13 protein-coding genes are annotated in these 15,646 nt (G+C 74.7%); 9 read left to right on the top strand and 4 right to left on the bottom strand.

Features of this window, described 5'->3' with window-relative positions; all coding sequences use genetic code 11:
• The 4 genes from ACFW1A_RS27370 to ACFW1A_RS27355 form a co-directional block, all read left to right on the top strand.
• The coding region (locus ACFW1A_RS27370) for a class F sortase (RefSeq protein WP_380413056.1) at positions 1 to 669 on the top strand (669 nt) is incomplete at its 5' end.
• On the top strand, positions 666 to 2,024 hold the full coding sequence (locus ACFW1A_RS27365) for a tetratricopeptide repeat protein (protein WP_380413054.1): 1,359 nt from the start codon (positions 666 to 668) through the stop codon (positions 2,022 to 2,024). The genes ACFW1A_RS27370 and ACFW1A_RS27365, both read left to right, overlap by 4 nt.
• Before the next feature lie 191 nt (positions 2,025 to 2,215).
• Positions 2,216 to 3,814: a molybdopterin-dependent oxidoreductase gene (locus tag ACFW1A_RS27360; RefSeq protein ID WP_380413050.1), complete on the top strand. Its 1,599-nt coding sequence runs from the start codon at positions 2,216 to 2,218 to the stop codon at positions 3,812 to 3,814.
• A gap of 87 nt (positions 3,815 to 3,901) precedes the next feature.
• Positions 3,902 to 4,573 (top strand): fasciclin domain-containing protein, encoded by a 672-nt coding sequence (locus ACFW1A_RS27355; protein ID WP_380413048.1) that lies wholly within the window; start codon positions 3,902 to 3,904, stop codon positions 4,571 to 4,573.
• 111 nt (positions 4,574 to 4,684) lie between these two features.
• Here ACFW1A_RS27355 and ACFW1A_RS27350 read toward each other — a convergent pair whose 3' ends face one another.
• Both ACFW1A_RS27350 and ACFW1A_RS27345 read right to left on the bottom strand, forming a co-directional pair.
• Positions 4,685 to 5,032: a hypothetical protein gene (locus tag ACFW1A_RS27350; protein WP_380413046.1), complete on the bottom strand. Its 348-nt coding sequence runs from the start codon at positions 5,030 to 5,032 to the stop codon at positions 4,685 to 4,687.
• A 52-nt stretch (positions 5,033 to 5,084) separates the two neighbouring features.
• On the bottom strand, positions 5,085 to 6,770 hold the full coding sequence (locus tag ACFW1A_RS27345) for a high frequency lysogenization protein HflD (protein WP_380413044.1): 1,686 nt from the start codon (positions 6,768 to 6,770) through the stop codon (positions 5,085 to 5,087).
• A 269-nt stretch (positions 6,771 to 7,039) separates the two neighbouring features.
• On the opposite strand from ACFW1A_RS27345, the gene ACFW1A_RS27340 reads away from it, so the two are divergent.
• The 4 genes from ACFW1A_RS27340 to ACFW1A_RS27325 all read left to right on the top strand — a co-directional run bounded on the left by ACFW1A_RS27340 (position 7,040) and on the right by ACFW1A_RS27325 (position 10,039).
• On the top strand, positions 7,040 to 8,038 hold the full coding sequence (locus tag ACFW1A_RS27340) for a GlxA family transcriptional regulator (protein WP_380413042.1): 999 nt from the start codon (positions 7,040 to 7,042) through the stop codon (positions 8,036 to 8,038).
• Positions 8,039 to 8,124: 86 nt separating this feature from the next.
• Positions 8,125 to 8,868 (top strand): MBL fold metallo-hydrolase, encoded by a 744-nt coding sequence (locus ACFW1A_RS27335; RefSeq protein WP_380413040.1) that lies wholly within the window; start codon positions 8,125 to 8,127, stop codon positions 8,866 to 8,868.
• 237 nt (positions 8,869 to 9,105) lie between these two features.
• Positions 9,106 to 9,723, top strand: a complete 618-nt coding sequence (locus ACFW1A_RS27330; RefSeq protein WP_380413038.1) for a TetR/AcrR family transcriptional regulator — start codon at positions 9,106 to 9,108, stop codon at positions 9,721 to 9,723.
• A 28-nt stretch (positions 9,724 to 9,751) separates the two neighbouring features.
• On the top strand, positions 9,752 to 10,039 hold the full coding sequence (locus ACFW1A_RS27325) for a YciI family protein (RefSeq protein ID WP_380413036.1): 288 nt from the start codon (positions 9,752 to 9,754) through the stop codon (positions 10,037 to 10,039).
• Between the two features lie 58 nt (positions 10,040 to 10,097).
• On the opposite strand, the gene ACFW1A_RS27320 is transcribed toward ACFW1A_RS27325, so the two are convergent.
• Positions 10,098 to 11,096, bottom strand: a complete 999-nt coding sequence (locus ACFW1A_RS27320) for an asparaginase (protein WP_380413034.1) — start codon at positions 11,094 to 11,096, stop codon at positions 10,098 to 10,100.
• Positions 11,097 to 11,447: 351 nt separating this feature from the next.
• Positions 11,448 to 14,288 (bottom strand): ATP-binding protein, encoded by a 2,841-nt coding sequence (locus ACFW1A_RS27315; RefSeq protein WP_380413032.1) that lies wholly within the window; start codon positions 14,286 to 14,288, stop codon positions 11,448 to 11,450.
• 257 nt (positions 14,289 to 14,545) lie between these two features.
• On the opposite strand from ACFW1A_RS27315, the gene ACFW1A_RS27310 reads away from it, so the two are divergent.
• Entirely contained in the window at positions 14,546 to 15,601 is a 1,056-nt protein-coding gene (locus ACFW1A_RS27310; RefSeq protein ID WP_380413030.1) for a substrate-binding domain-containing protein, read from the top strand.
• The last annotated feature ends 45 nt before the right edge of the window (positions 15,602 to 15,646 follow it).

The raw sequence follows: 15,646 nt of genomic DNA, 5'->3' as shown, positions 1-15,646 counted from the left end.
ACGCTTGCCTGCGGGCTGACCCTGGCCGGCGCCGGCGCCGCCGGACTGCTCCAGCACGCCACCACCAAGGTGGCTGCGGTGGCCGCTCCGAACGTCGGCGCGCTGCCCACGACCGCCCCCGCCGCCGGACGCGCGGCCGGCCGGGACCCGGGCAAACCGCCGGCCGACGCCCCGGCGCCGGACCGCCACGCGCCCCCGGTGCGGCTGCGCATCCCCCGCATCGGCGTCGACACCGCGGTGACGGACGTTCAGGTCGAGAGCGACGGCCACCTGGCCGCCCCGGCGACCCCGGAGGCGGTCGGCTGGTGGAGCAACGGCCCCGCGCCCGGCGGCGCGGGGAACGCGATCCTGGTCGGCCACGTCGACTCGCTCACCGGTCCGGCGGTCTTCGCCGGACTGTCCGAGCTGCGCCCGGGCGACAGCATCGAGGTGGCCGAGGCCGACGGCGCCACCGTCACCTTCGCCGTCCAGGCCCTGCGCGGCTTCACCAAGGACGACTTCCCCGACGACCTCGTCTACGGCCCGAGCGCCGTCCCGGGCCTGCGGCTGATCACCTGCGGCGGCGCCTACGACCGCGACGCCCACGCGTACCTGTCCAACCTCGTCGTCTTCGCCGCACCGGCAGGCCCGTCCCCGTCCGCCTCCTCCCCCCAGCGGAGTGCCACGTGACCCGTTCCCGACCCGTCCGACGCCGGCTGCTGCCCGTGGCCGCGGTCGGCGTCCTGGGCGCGGGCCTGTTCCTCGCCGGCGGCCTGGCCCTGGCGCCGGCCTCCTCCGACGCCGGCCGACCCGCCCCCGTCCCCGCTGCCCGGGCGGCCGGAACCGTACCCGAGGCGAGCACCTCCGCCGACGCCCTGGCCACCGACATCGCCGGCCTCCAGCAGCACCTGCGCGACCAGCCGGACGACGCACCGGCCCTCGGCACGCTGGGCCTGGACTACGTCCAGCAGGCCAGGAACACCGTGGACCCGTCCTACTACCCCAAGGCCGAGGCCGTCCTCGGCCGGTCGCTGAAGCTGGACGACCGGGAGAACTTCACCGCGATGGCCGGCATGGCCGCGCTGGAGGCGGCCCGGCACAACTTCGCGTCGGCGCTGGACTGGTCGCAGCGGGCCATCGCCGTCACCCCCGACAACGCGACCCTCTACGGGATCCTCGCCGACGCCTACACCCAACTCGGCCGCTACCCGGAGTCCTTCGACGCCGTCCAGCACATGGTCGACCTGCGCCCCGGCACCCCCTCGCTCGCCCGCGCCTCCTACACCTGGGAACTGCGCGGCGACGTCGGCACCGCCACCGCCGACATGCAGCGTGCCCTGGACGACGCCAACACCCCCGCCGACCGCGGCTTCACCCTCTACCACCTGGCCCAACTCGCCTTCGACAACGGCGATCCGAGGACCGCTCTCGCGAAGGCCGAGCAGGGCCTGCGCCTGCTGCCCGGCTCGGCGGACCTGCGCGAGGCGCGGGCCAGGGCCGAGGCGGCCCTCGGCAGCACCGACGCCGCACTCGCGGACTACGCCGGCGCCGTCGCCGCCGTGCCGCAGCCCGCCTACGTGCTGGAACTCGGTGAGCTGCTCCAGTCCCTGGGCCGCACCCAGGACGCCGAGCGGCAGTACCAGGTGTTCCGCAGCGAGGAGAAGCTCTTCACCGACAACGGCGTCGCCCTCGACAGCGACCAGACCCTGTTCGAGGCCGACCACGGCGACCCGGCGAAGGCCCTCACCCTCGGCGAGAACGGCCTGCGCACCCGCCCCTTCCTGGAGATGCACGACGCCTACGCCTGGGCCCTGCACCGCAACGGCCGCGACGCCGAAGCCCTGGAGCAGTCCCAGCAGGCCACCGCCCTGGGCACCCGCAACGCACTGTTCCACTTCCATCAGGGCATGATCGACAAGTCCCTCGGCCGCCTCGATCAGGCCCGGGCCGAACTCCGCCAGGCCCTGGCCGTCAACGACTCCTTCAACCCGCTCCAGGCGCCCGCCGCCCGCGCCGCACTGGCGGAACTCGGCGCCGACCGGTGACGGTGCCGCCGCCCGCCACCACCGCGCCGCCCTGACGGTCGGGCAGGCCTGCGCCGACCGACGCACCATCAGGCTGCGGCCACCCGGATCGTGCCCGCGAGCCGGACCGACCGTCACACCCGCTCGGCTGCACGACCGGTGAGTTTCCAACTGCCACCCATCCGCCCCGGGACGTGCTCCGAATCGGCGATGTGACCAGCAGTGAGGGACCCGCCGACGAACCCGCCGCTGCGCGCCGCCCCCGGCGGGCGCTGCGTGCAGCGGCTGCTGCGGGGATCGGGCTGGCCGGCGCGGCGGCGGCCGTCGGCGCGGGTGAGCTGGTCGCGGCGTTCACCGGACCGGCGAGCGCGCCCGTGATCGCGGTCGGCTCGGCCGCGATCGACCTGACGCCCACCGCCGTGAAGGACTACGCCGTCCGCACCTTCGGCACCGACGACAAGCCGGTGCTGCTCGCCGGGATCTACCTGACGATGGCGGCCCTGGCGGCGCTGGCCGGCCTCCTCGCCGCGCGGCGCCCCGCCCTGGGCGCCGCCGTGATCGTGCTCTTCGGCTGCCTGGGCGGGTGGGCGGCGCTGTCCCGTCCCACGGCGGTGACCACCGACGTCCTTCCCTCGGTCGCCGCCGCCCTGGTGGGCGCGGTGGCGGTGCGGTACCTGGCGCGGCTGCTCCGGCGGGTCACGGTCCGGCCGGCGGAGACCGGCCCCGTGCCGGCCTCCGGCCACGACAGGCGCACCGTGCTGCTGGCCACCGGGGGCACCCTCGCCACGGCCTCGCTGGCGGCCGTGGGCGGACGCCGGCTGGCGGACGCGCGGTACGACGTCTCCACGGCCCGCGCCGCGGTGCGCATTCCGGCGGCCACGACGCACGCCCGGCCGGTACCACCCGCGGCCCGCCCGGCGATCCCCGGCCTGCCCTCCTTCTACACGCCCAACGCCGACTTCTACCGCGTCGACACCGCCCTCACGCTCCCCGAGATCGACCCCCGTGCCTGGTCTCTGCGCGTGCACGGCCTGGTCGACCGCCCGCTGCTCCTCGGCTTCGACGACCTGCTGCGCCGCCCGCTGGAGGAGTTGGACCACACCCTGTCCTGCGTCTCCAACGAGGTCGGCGGGCCCTACGTGGGCACCAGCCGCTGGCTCGGCGCCTCGCTGCCCGCGCTGCTGCGCGAGGCGGGAGTCCGCTCCGGTGCCCAGCAGGTCGTCGGACGGTCCAAGGACGGCATGACCATCGGCACCCCGCTGGACGTGCTGCTCGACGGGCGGACGTCCCTGCTCGCGGTGGCCATGAACGGCGAGACCCTTCCGATTGCCCACGGCTTCCCCTGCCGCACCGTGGTCCCCGGCCTCTACGGCTACACCTCGGCCACCAAGTGGCTGGTCGACCTGGAGGTCACCACCTTCGCCGCGCACGACCCCTACTGGATCGCACGCGGCTGGGACCGCACCGGCACCGTCCGGACCGCCTCCCGGATCGACCTGCCCGCGCCGTTCGCCCGAGTACCGGCCGGCGACGTGACGGTCGCCGGCACCGCCTGGGCCACCCACCGCGGGATCGCCGCGGTGGAGGTCCGGGTCGACGGCGGCGCCTGGGCCGAGGCCCGCCTGGCTGCCGACGCCGACATCGACCTGTGGCGCCAGTGGAGTTACGACTGGACGGGCGCCCGACCCGGCACCCACCGCATCGAGGTCCGCGCGACCGATGCCACCGGCGCCGTGCAGACCGAGGCCCGGGCAACCCCGTTCCCCTCCGGATCGACGGGCTGGCACAGCACCGTCGTGATCGTCACCTGACAGGCCCTCCGGCCCGTTCCCCGAGTCCCGGCTGCGGCACGCCCGCACCCCGAGACGCTTCTCATCACCCAGCAAGGAGCTGTCCGCATGTCCACTACCGCCACCCGCCGCACGTCCCTCGCCACGCTGCTGACCGTGGGAGCCCTGGCCCTCAGCCTCAGCGCCTGCAGCAGCAGCGGCGGCGCCAAGGCCGCAGGCGACGCGATGCCCTCGACCGCGGCCTCCGCGCCCGCGGCACCGAGCAGCGCCCCGTCGATGCCGACGAGCTCCGCCGCAACGAGCGGTCAGCCGTTCGGTGCGGCCTGTTCCGCCGTCCCGGCCACCGGCGCCGGCAGCTTCGCCGGCATGGGGCAGGACCCGGTGGCCACCGCCGCGTCCAACAACCCGCTGCTGTCCACCCTGGTGACCGCCGTCAAGGCCGCCGGCCTGGTGGACACCCTCAACTCCGCCAAGGACATCACCGTCTTCGCCCCGACCAACGACGCCTTCGCGAAGATCCCGAAGGACACCCTGGACAAGGTACTGGCCGACAAGGCCATGCTCACCAAGATCCTGACCTACCACGTCTCGCCGAGCCGCCTGTCGCCCGACCTGCTGGCCGGCAGCCAGAAGAGCCTGGAAGGCGCTCCGCTGAACGTCACCGGCTCGGGCCAGGACTTCACCGTCAACGACACCGCCAAGGTCCTCTGCGGCAACGTGCACACCGCCAACGCCACCGTGTACATCATCGACACCGTCCTGATGCCGCCGACTTCCTGACGTGCCGTCAGCAGGGTGGGCCGCACCGGGGTGCCGATGCGGCCCACCCTGCTGCGCTCACCCGGCACCCGGCACCCGGCAGGAGCGGGACAGGGCGACACTTCACCGGTCTCAGCCGGTGCCTGCCACGTGCGAGGGGTCACCGCCCAGCGCCCGGTAGAGCTCGGTCCAGGCGCGGTCCGTGGCCGTAGCCGGTCTGCCGTCGCAGTAGGCCTTGGTGCCGTTGGCGGTGTAGAAGCGCATCATCGTCAGCACCGACATCGGGTCGGACTTCGTCCCGCCGGTGTAGCGCGTGTCCGGCGCCTGCTGCTGGTGCGGCAGGCAACTCGGTGAGGGCGTGGCCGGTTGGGCGTCGAAGCCGCCCCGGCTGCTGCTGTCGCCGCAACCGGCTGCGAACGAGCAGAGGGCCACGGCGAGGGCGAGGACGGCGGGCGCACGGTGGCGTCGGGGGGCGGTCACGGGCGAACCTCCTGCGGGGGCATAGGCATCGGCTTCGGTTTCGGTTTCGGTTTCACAGGGTGCCGGGGAGGCTGCGGACCACCAGGCCGATGCCGACGGCGACGACGAGCAGGGCCGTCAACAGCGCGGTGTACGGGGTGATGCGGCTGACCGCCCGCAGGAAGGGGCGGTCGGCCGCCCCGGTGAGCGAGTCGCCGAGCCGGACGAACAGCAGCCCGGCGGCCGTCAGGGTGCCTGCCATGCCCAGTCCGTACGCGACCACCAGCCCGGCGCCGAACAGCGTGCGCCCCAGCGCCACCGCGCCCAGCAGCACCACCAGCGCGGAGGGGCTGGGCACCAGACCGCCGGCGATGCCCAGACCGATCAGCCCACGCCTGCCGAGCGGGCGGTCGGACTCGCCGTGCCGGTGGTGGTGGCCGAACAGGCCGTGGCGGTGCGGGTGGTCGTGATCGTGGTGATCGTGGCCGTGCTCGTGCTCGTGGTCATGCGCGTGCGGGTGCTCGTGCTCGTCACCGTGCGCGTGCGGATGCGGGTGGTCGTGGTGGTCGTGATGGCCATCGTGGTCGTGATGGCCGTGGTCCCCGTGGCCCTCCTCGACGGCCGTCGCTCCGGCCAGTACCGGTACGAGCTGCTCCGCGTGGTGGGTCGAGGCGGGGTGGGCGGACCGCCCACCGCGGGCCCGGCGCAGCGCGTCGAGCAGCAGCCCGGCACCGACCAGGGCGACCAGGGCGCCGCTGGTGACGCCGAGCCAGCCGAGGACGAGGTCGCCCGCGAGCGAGGAGAACGCGGTCAGGCACAGCCCGAGCACCAGCACCCCGGCGGTGTGCGTGACCGTGACGGTGGCCCCGACCGTCAGGGCGTCGCGGGTGCTGCCGCGCCGCCCGGCGAGGTAGGCCGCCATGATGGTCTTGCCGTGTCCGGGCAGCAGCGCGTGTCCCGCGCCCAGGACGACGGACAGCAGCACCGCGAGCAGGCCCACCGGCAGCGTCAGGTTCCGCGTCGCGCCCAGGGCGGCGAGCTTTCCGTCGAGCCGGGCGAGCCAGGCGGTGGGCCCGCTGCCGCCCTTGGCGCCGGCCGTGGTCGCGAGCGCCGCGCCGCTGCCGCTGCCCGGCACGGCCGTGAACGCGGCGTGCACGACGCCGCTGGGGCTGTCCAGTTGATCCCGGGGGTAGTCCCGCAACTCCTGCGAGATCGACTGCCGGGGCACGTCACTGTCCAGCAGGCGCACGCCGTCCCCGGTGGCCGTGATCTCGTTCCAGCCCACCCGGGTGGCGTCGCTGCCGGTGGCGACCCGTACCTGCGCCCCGGCTGCGGCGAGCTCCAGCGGGGCATGCAGGCGGCACTCCAGGCGGCTGGTCTGCAGGCCGGCCGAGCCGGGCGCGTACTCGAACTGCGCCGACCCGACGCTCCAGCGCAGGGCCCGGCCGGCCGCGGTCACGTTGAGCCGCTCGGCGCTCTGCGCGCACTGCCGGGCGGCCCAGGCGGCCCGCTCGCCGTCGGTCGCCGTGCCGGTGCTGTCCGGGTGCACCTGGGGTTTCTGCTGCAGGGTGGGGATCTCGGCGGAGTCGGTGACGGACAGCGCCTCGACACGGTCCGGGTACACGGTCAGGCCGGTGTAGTGGTTGACCGAGAAGTTGCCGAGCGGGTGCGCCCCCGCAGCGGGTGCCAGAGCAGCGGTGAGCCACACGGTACCCGCGAGCAGGACGCCGGCTCGGGCGAGGGAGCGGGTGAGGGCCACGGATTGCCTCCGGCGGACTGGCCAGGGAGCTGCGCGCCGGCGGGCCCCCTGACGGGGCGGGCGCCGCGGGTCGTGCATCGGCGACGCCCTGACACCATCCCCGCCCACGGCCGACCGCCCTGACCGCGACACGGCCCCCCGCCCGCACTCACCCGAACGGCCCGCGCCCACCTCACAGCAGGCGCACCGACAGCGCCCCGGAAGCCGTGTCCGAATCTGACAGAGAGACGTCATTGCAGCCACTCCGCCGCGCGAGCAGGATCGTCCATGTGTCCGAATCCGCCCGCAGGGTCGTCATCGCAGCTTTCCCCGGCGTCGAGTTGTTGGACGTCACCGGCCCGGCCGAGGTGTTCTCGGTGGCCTCCCGCCTGCTGCCGTCCGGCAGGCGGGGGTACCGGGTCGAGGTCGCCGCCGCACGTGCGGGCGAGCTGACGACGTCCGCGGGTCTCCGACTGGTGGCCGACCTGAGCCTCGCCGAGGTCCGCGGCAGGGTGGACACGCTGCTCGTCCCCGGAGCCATGGAGCTGGCCGCAGGACGGGCCGAGGCTGTGGTCGACCGGGAGATGGTCCAGTGGGTGGTCCGGGCGGCGCCGTCCGCCCGGCGGGTCGCCGGGGTCTGCGCCGGCTCGCACATCCTGGCCGCCGCCGGGCTGCTCGACGGCCTGCCCGCCACCACGCACTGGCTCACCTGCGACCTGCTCGCGGCCCGGCACCCGGCCGTGTCGGTCGATCCGGACCCGATCTTCGTGCGCGCCGGACGGATCTGGACCTGCGCCGGCGTCACCGCCGCGCTGGACCTGGCGCTGGCCATGGTGGCCGAGGACCACGGCCACGCGCTGGCCCTGGAGGTGGCCCGCGCCATGGTGATGTACCTCAAACGGCCGGGCGGGCAGAGCCAGTTCAGCGTGCCACTGGCACAGCAGGAACCCACGGACGACCGGATCGTGCAGCTGCTGCACTGGATCACCGAGCACCTCGCCGAGGACCTTCCGGTGCCGCGCCTGGCCGAGCAGCTCCACCTGAGCGAGCGCCACTTCTCCCGGCTGTTCCGGCGGCACACCGGTCGTACGCCCGTCGCCTACTTGGAAGCCGCGCGCGTGGAGGCCGCGCGCAGGCTGTTGGAGGAGACCGACCGCGGCCTGCCCGACATCGCCGCCGCCAGCGGCCTCGGCTCGGTGGAGTCCATGCACCGGGGCTTCCGGCGCCAACTCGGCGCCAGCCCGGCCGAGTACCGGCGCCGCTTCCGCACCCCGACCGCCACGGCCTGACACCCCGACCACCGATCACACCCACCGATCACGCCCACCGATCACGCCCACCGATCACGCCCACCGATCCCCCGGAGCGCTGCGCCATGTCCCGCACCAAGGTCATACCCCTGCCCGTCCTCGGCCGCAGGAACATCAACGCCTACCTGCTGCTGGGCCGCCGGCCCGTCCTGGTCGACTCCGGAACCCCCGGCAGCGCCCGGACGATCCTCGATCAGGCCGCCCGGCACGGGATCGGCCCCACGGACATCCGCCTGATCGTCATCACCCACGGCCACGTGGACCACTTCGGCTCCGCGGCCGAGCTGCACCGGCTCACCGGCGCGCCCGTCGCCGCCCACGCCGCGGACCTCGAACCCTTCCGCACCGGCCGCGCCCGCGAACCGTACCGCCCCACCGGTGCGTTCGGGCGCGTGCTGATGCGCAACCCCAAACTGCACGTGCCCGTCGAGGCGTTCGAGCCCGACCTCCTCCTCGACGGCGAACTGGACCTGTCCGACCACGGGATCGACGCACGCGTCATGCCCACCCCCGGCCACACCGCCGGCTCCGTCTCCGTCCTGACCGCCGCCGGCGACCTGGTCGCCGGCGACCTCGTCGCGACACCCCTGCTCGGCCTGCTCCCCGGCCGCCCCGGCAACCCGCCCTTCCACGACGACCCACTGCGCAACCTCGCCAGCCTGCGCACGATGCTCGCCCTGAAGCCCACCCGCCTCCACGTGGGCCACGGCACCCCCCTCGACCCGGCCAGGGTGGCCCACTGGGTCACCAAGGAGCAGGCCCGCCTCAACCGCCTCACCACCCGGGGCCGCCTGCCCTTGACGACCTGAGCAGAGCACCTGCCGAAGCACCGGAGCCACGAGCCCTCGTTCCCGGGCCACTTCTGGTCCCGTCGGGCGAAACCGAGCCCCGCCGCACACTCCGGCACAGCTCCGGACCTCGGCGCCCCACCGGCTGGGGCAGATGACTTGACGCCCCCTAGGACGATTGTCCTAGGATTCTCCGTAGGACAATCGTCCTAGGCTGCTGGCGCCGCGGACGGCGCCTCGGAGGGGAGTCGTGGTCGCGTGGCGGGCACCGAGACTCGGGCGCAGATCGTCGACGCTGCGGACCGGCTGTTCTACGAGCACGGGTACGAGCACACGTCCTTCGCGGCGATCGCCGAGGCGGTGCAGATCTCCAGGGGGAACTTCTACTACCACTTCAAGTCCAAGGACCAGATCCTCGACGCGGTGATCGCCGCCCGCCTGGAGCGCACGCGAGGGATGCTGGACTGTTGGACGGCCGGGGAGAGCAACCCGGCCGGGCGGATCCGCCGGTTCGTCGAGATCGTGGTGACCAACCGCGCGGACATCCAGGACCACGGCTGCCCAGTCGGCACCCTGACCAGCGAATTGGCGAAGCTGGACCATCCTGCCCTTGGCGAGGCCAAAGGTCTGTTCGTCCTCTTCCGCAGTTGGCTGGGCGAGCAGTTCGGCGCCCTCGGACAGTACGACCGGGCGGACGAACTGGCCATGCACGTCCTCGCATTCAGCCAGGGCGTGGCCACCTTGGCCCAGGCCTTCCGGGACGAGGACTTCATCCGCCGCGAAGTCGAGCGCATGCTCGCCTGGCTCACCACCGTCACACCGGTCGACAGTGCGACCGAGGGCGACGACTGCAGCGGCACGCAGGCGACCCCCTGACGTTCCGCAATCGATCGAGAGGGATCACATGTTCGTGGTACTGCTGCGTTTCTCTGCCAACCGGGAGGCGGCTCCCCGGCACCTGCCGGGCCACCAGGAGTGGATCGAACAGGGCATGGCCGACGGCGTGTTCCTGTTGGCGGGCAGCATCCAACCGGGCCTGGGCGGCGCGATCGTGGCCCACGGAACCTCCCACCAGGAGCTGGCGGAGCGCGTCGCGGCCGACCCGTTCGTGGCCGAGGACGTCGTCACTGCGGAAATCGTCGAGATAGCGCCGTGGCTGGCCGACGACCGTCTCGCGTTCCTCCTCCGCTGAACACGAAACGACCTGCAGAGCCACAAGGCCCGCTTCCTCCAGCAGTTCTGACCGACAGTCAGAACTGCGCGAACGCAGCGCCGATCCCCGCGCGGTCGGCCCCGCCGCGCAGGTGGGCGAGCAGGAGCAGGCGGGCCTTGTACGGGTCCAGGTGGCCCGCGCCGATCAAACCGCGGGCGAGCAGGTCCTTCTCGGAGCCGGGGAACGCGTAGGTCTCGGTGAGCACGGGGCCGGCCCCGGTGCGGGAGGCGAGGACGACCGGGACGGTGTCGGCGATCCTGGTGAGCGGGTCCACCCAGGCGGCGGGGACGTGGCCGGCGCCGAAGGCCGCGACCACCAGGCCGTCGAACCGGTGCTCCAGACCGTCGAGCAGAGCCCCGTCGTCGCCCAGGGTCGCGGTCACCAGGGCCACCTTGGCGTCCCGGGTGAACGGCAGGCGCACCGGGCCGGGCCGGCGGCGAGCAGCCGTCAGGAGGTGCACCCGTCCCTCGGCGACGTACCCGAGCGGCCCGGCGCCGGGCGAGGCGAACGCCGCGATGCCGGTGCTGTGCACCTTGCGGACGAGGTGGGCGGCGTGCACCGTGTCCGCGAACACCACGACACAGCCCAGGCCCGCAGCCTCCGGACTGGCAGCGGTCTGCACGGCCGCCAGGACGTTCGCCGGCCCGTCGGCCCCGGCGAGCGACGGGTTGCGCATCGCCCCGGTCAGCACCAACGGAGCGGGCCCGCGGTACAGCAGGTCCAGGAGGAACGCCGTCTCCTCCAGCGTGTCGGTGCCCTGCGTCACCACGAAACCGTCCACCCCGGCCGCCGCCCGCTCGGTCAGCAGCACCGCCAGCTCCGCGAGGTCGTCCACCAGCAGCGAGGCGCCGGGCTTCTGCCGGAAGTCGACCACCTCCACCTGCGCCCACCGGTCCAGGCCGGGCACCGCCGCCACCAGGTCCGCCGCCGTCAACTGCGGCACCACACCGCTACCGGCCCCGGGGCCGGGTGTCATGGCGATGGTCCCGCCGAGCGTCACCACGAGGACGGTGGGCAGGTGGGCGTCAGCGCGCACGTGAGGACCTTCCGGTTGCCGATCTGGTGCAGGGTCAGCAGCCTGTCCCGGATCGTCCCCCCGACGCAAGCGACCCGACGAACCCCGGGACGGCGCCGAAGTGCCCAGCCGTGACCAGCCGACCGCGCGACCGTCGGCAGCCCGACCGGCCGCCCGCACAGTGTCCGGCAAACAGGTGGCGCCTCGCTCACGGACGCCTGTCCGGATGCCTGCAGGCCCCAAGGGCGCGGCTCCCAGGGGCTGTCGTGGGGTTGACGGAGCGCTTCTGCGAGCAAGTGCGGGCGCGGCGGATCGGCCGACAACTGTGCCCTGGGGCTTGCGCGGGCGCAGCGGCAAAGGCCCGGGGACCGGTCACAGCTCGACCGAGCGCATGCCGTCCCGCGTCGTGCGCAGCTTGCGGAGCACCTTCGCGACGTGGTGCTCGACGGTCCGCGGCGAGAGGAAGAGCGCAGCGGCGATGTCCCGGTTGGTCGTACCGTCCACCAGCAGCCGCGCCACCTCCAGCTCGCGCGGCGACAGTTCGTCCCCGTAGCCCGCCCGGCCCCGGGACGGCGGGCGCTGCTGACCGGCCCCGCGCAGCAGGTGGCGGCAGCGCGCGGCGTCGCTGACCGCGCCGAGGCGGTCGTGCACCACCGCGGCCTCGGTCAGCCGGGCCGCTGCCTCCGCCGGCCTGGTTCCGACCAGGGCCGCCGCCGCCTGCTCGGCGGCCAGCGCCGCGGCGTAGGGGCGGCCGATGCCGGTCCACTGCGCGCGGGCCCGGTCGAACTCCTCCGCGGCCACGGCCGGCTGCTCCGCCTCGGCGAGCAGGGCCCGGCAGAGGTGCTGCTCGGCGACCGCGCCGGGCGCGTCGAGCCCCTCGACACCGGCCCGGTGGGCGGCGGCCAGGTCCGTGGCCGCCTGGTGCTCCCCGCGGCGCAGGGCGATCTCCACGGCGGTCGGCACCAGACCCATCGCGTAGACCCACTCCTCCTTCGCGGGCAGCAGTCCCAGGTAGTCGTCCACCGTCCGCCACGCCGTGTCGAGGTCGCCCCGCTGGAGGTGCAGGCGGGCCAGCCCGGCGGCCGCGCCCATGGCGTTGACGTTCGTCCTTCCCCTGTCCCGCGCGAGGACCCGGGTGAAGCGCTCGACCGCCCGGGCCGCCCGGCCGCGGGCCGCAGCCGTGATGCCCTCCGCGGTGGCGAGCAGGTCGTCGACGGCCAGCGGCTCGTCGACGTAGTCGGCGAGGAAGGCCGCGTACCTGGTGTCCCAGTCCGTCCACGCGCCCGCGCACCATGAGAGGAGCAGTTCGTACGAGCGGCAGTGCACGACCAAGGCGTGCGCGTGGTGTCGGCGGGCCAGCACCAGCGCCTCCCGGCAGCACTGTGCGGCGAGGGCGTCCTGGCCGAGGCAGATGCCGATCTCGGCTGCGTTCGCCAGCGCCCGGGCGGTGTGCCGCACGACCTCCGGGTCCTCGTCGGTGCGAGGCAGCTCGGCGAGCAGGCCCGCCGCCTCGGGCCGGCCCTGCGCGCCCAGGACCGTGATCCGGTTGGCGGTCACCGAGGCGCGGGCCGCCCGGTCCGGGCTGCCCGCGATGGTGGCTTCGGCCCGTTCCAGCCAGGCGCGCTGCTCGGCCGCCGAGAACCGGCTGGTCTCCCACATCGCCAGCAGCGACATCGCCCGGGCCGCCTGCTCCGGCCGTTCGCCCTCCAACTCCTCGACCGCCCGCTCGATCTCCGTTTCGCCGCTGGGATCCGCGGCCTGGTTGAGCAGGACCAGTCCGAGGTCCAGCCGGATCTCGCCGCGGGTGGCCGTCGGCAGGCCCGGCCCGGCCACGATCCGGCGCAGGGTGGCGATGGTCCGGGTGTACTCGGTGGCGTCCCAGGCGATCCTGGCGAGCGTGAGCGCCGCCCGCGTGTGCAGTTCGACCGGCAGCTCCGGCTCTTCGAGGATCTCGTTGAGCAGCGCCGCCGCCGTGCCCTGGTCCCCGACCGCCACGGCCTGGTCCACCGCGGCCATCGCGTGCCGCAGCCAGCCCTCCGTGTCGCTCAGGGCCCGGGCGTGGTGGGCGATCCGGACGAGCGGCGGCACGGGCAGGGCCTGCAGCACCTCCAAGGCCCGCTCGTGGAGCTGCCGGCGCAGCGGGCCGGGCAGGTTGTCGTAGTGCGCCTGCATCGCCAGCAGGTGCGCGAAGCCGTACCGGTCCGGGCCCAGCTCGCGCACCACGGAGCCGGCCAGCGCGGCCGTCAGGGCGTCCTCCGCGGCGTCCGGCGCGAGTGCGGCGCAGTCGGCGAGCAGCCGCTCGCTCGCGGGGACCGTGAGCACGGCGGCGGCGTTGACCAGCGCGACCGCGTCCGGCGGCAGGCGGTCCACCCGCTCGGCGAAGATCTCCCGGAGACTGCGCGGCACGCCCAGCACGGGCTCTCCGGCCCCCGCGGTCACCGTGAGCAGGTCCTCCTCCATGACGAGCGGCAGTCCCTCGCTGCGCTGCACCAGGATCCCCAGCAACGCCGGGGCCGCCGCCTCGCCGAGCACCGAGCGGGCCATCAGCCGCAGGTCCGCCGCCGACAGGCGGCGCAGCACGATCTCGGCCCCACCGGTTCCGGGCGGGCGCCGGAACGCGGTCCCGAGGATCCGCGAGCCGTCGGCGAGGTCCTCCCCGCGGTAGCTGAGCACCAGGGCCGTGTCGGCGGGCAGGTCGCGGCCCAGCAGCAGCAGGAGCTCCTGGGTGGCCTCGTCCGCCCACTGGACGTCCTCCACGACCAGGACGACCGGCCCGACGGACTCCAACAGCGCCCTGACGCCGCGGGCGACCAGATGGCGGGGGGCCGCGTGCCCGGCCGGCCACGGCGGCGCGCCGGGCGTCGGGGCGGCCAGCAGCTCGGCCGGCAGGACCCCGGAGGCGCCGAGCCCGCCGCCGTCGCCGGGCGGCACCGGCCCGACGCCGCGCAGCGCGTCCACCACCGGCCCGAACGCCAGTGGCTCGCGCAGCGGGTGGCAGGTGCCGACCAGCACCCGGACGCCGTCGTCGCGCAGCACGGCGACGGCCTCCACGACGAGGCGCGACTTCCCGATGCCGGCCTCGCCCTCGATCAGCACGACCGACGGCCGGGCGCGCGCGGCGCCCAGCAGGACGGCCAGCTCCCGGTCCCGTCCGACGAACGCCGGACGGCACACTCCGGGGCCGCCCTCCGTGCCTGCCGACCGCCTCACCATGCGCAGCTCCTCGATTCGGTGCGGGCCGAGGGCCACCACGGGTCAAATCTAGCGTTGACCAGCACTCGGAGCGCCCGGGACCGATGCGGTGGCGCGGACGGTCGGCGTTGTCCGCCCGGACGCCCCGGGCCGCACGCCCCACCCCGCCCCACCTGCGCGCGCTGCGGGACGGGCCTTCTGATCGTCCGAGTGATCGGTAGATCGCTTCTGGATCGAATGATAGATTCGCCGCCTCGGACGACCAGCGGGAGGCAGGCATGTCCAGCGCGACGGAGGACCGCCGGACCAGAATCCTCAGAGCGGTCGAGAACCTGGGCTCCGTGCGCCTGGTGGACCTCGGGCAGCACTTGGGCGTCCCGGTCGTGACCCTCCGTCGGGACGTCGCGGCGCTCGCCGAGGCCGGGCTCGTGCACCGTGCGCACGGCAGCGTGTCGGCCGTGGCGGCCGGTGGCGGTGCGCCCGGGGGCCCCACGATCGGACTGGTCGTGCCCACCGTGCACCAGTACTTCGGCGAGGTCATCGCGGGGGCGCGGACGGCCGCCACGGACGCGGGGGCCACCCTGGTGCTCAGCATCTCCTCCTACGAGGCCGGAGCCGACCGCGCCCAGGCGGACCGGCTGCTCGAGTCGGGTGCCGAGGGCCTGCTCATGACCCCCACCTGGATGCCGGGCGGAAACTCCGACGGCCGGGCGTGGATCGCCGAACTGCCGGTCCCCGTCGTGCTGGTGGAGCGCCGGGCGGCGGCCGGCACACCGGCGTCCAGGCTGGACTCCGTGTATTCGGACCACCACGTCGGCGTCCTGCTGGCCCTGCAGCACCTGGTCGCACGGGGCCACGCGGCGGTGGCCCTGGCCGCCCGCACGGACACCTGGACCGCCCAACGGGTCCGAAGCGGGTACGCCGAGGGCTGCGCGCTCCTCGGCCTGCCGGCCCGGCCGGTGATCGACCTGCCGGGCACGCCGGCCGGTTCCGGGGCGGTGGTGGAGCAGGTCGCCGCCGCGGTCGACGGTGGCACCCGCGCCCTGCTGGTGCACAACGACCAGGACGCCATCCAGCTGCTGCCACTGCTGCGGGCCCGCGGCCTGACCGTCCCCGAGGACCTGGCGGTGATCAGCTACGACGACGTGTTCGCCGCGCTCGGCGCACCCCCGTTGACGGCGGTCGCACCGCCGAAGCAGGCCGTGGGCAGGGCCGCCGTCGAGGTGCTGCTGCGCCGGCTGCGGTCGGGGAGCGCGCTGCCCGTCCACCACCTGGGACTGCTGCCCGAGTTGAAGGTCCGGAGCACCTGCGGCGCGCACCCCGGGCGGACCTGACCACACGTCGACCAGCCGTGCGGCCGGACCGGCCGGCGGTGTCGC

This window comes from Kitasatospora sp. NPDC058965, from assembly GCF_042741245.1.
Lineage (GTDB): Bacteria > Actinomycetota > Actinomycetes > Streptomycetales > Streptomycetaceae > Kitasatospora.
Note: the sequence above shows the minus strand (reverse complement) of the source record. Positions and strands in the feature narration are given on the sequence as shown.

Excerpts from the sequence above, each read along its gene's own strand:
- ACFW1A_RS27355 (WP_380413048.1), top strand. The coding sequence starts at position 3,902 with ATGTCCACTACCGCCACCCGCCGCACGTCCCTCGCCACGCTGCTGACC.
- ACFW1A_RS27335 (WP_380413040.1), top strand. The coding sequence starts at position 8,125 with ATGTCCCGCACCAAGGTCATACCCCTGCCCGTCCTCGGCCGCAGGAAC.
- ACFW1A_RS27325 (WP_380413036.1), top strand. The coding sequence starts at position 9,752 with ATGTTCGTGGTACTGCTGCGTTTCTCTGCCAACCGGGAGGCGGCTCCC.
- ACFW1A_RS27315 (WP_380413032.1), bottom strand. The coding sequence starts at position 14,288 with ATGGTGAGGCGGTCGGCAGGCACGGAGGGCGGCCCCGGAGTGTGCCGT.
- ACFW1A_RS27310 (WP_380413030.1), top strand. The coding sequence starts at position 14,546 with ATGTCCAGCGCGACGGAGGACCGCCGGACCAGAATCCTCAGAGCGGTC.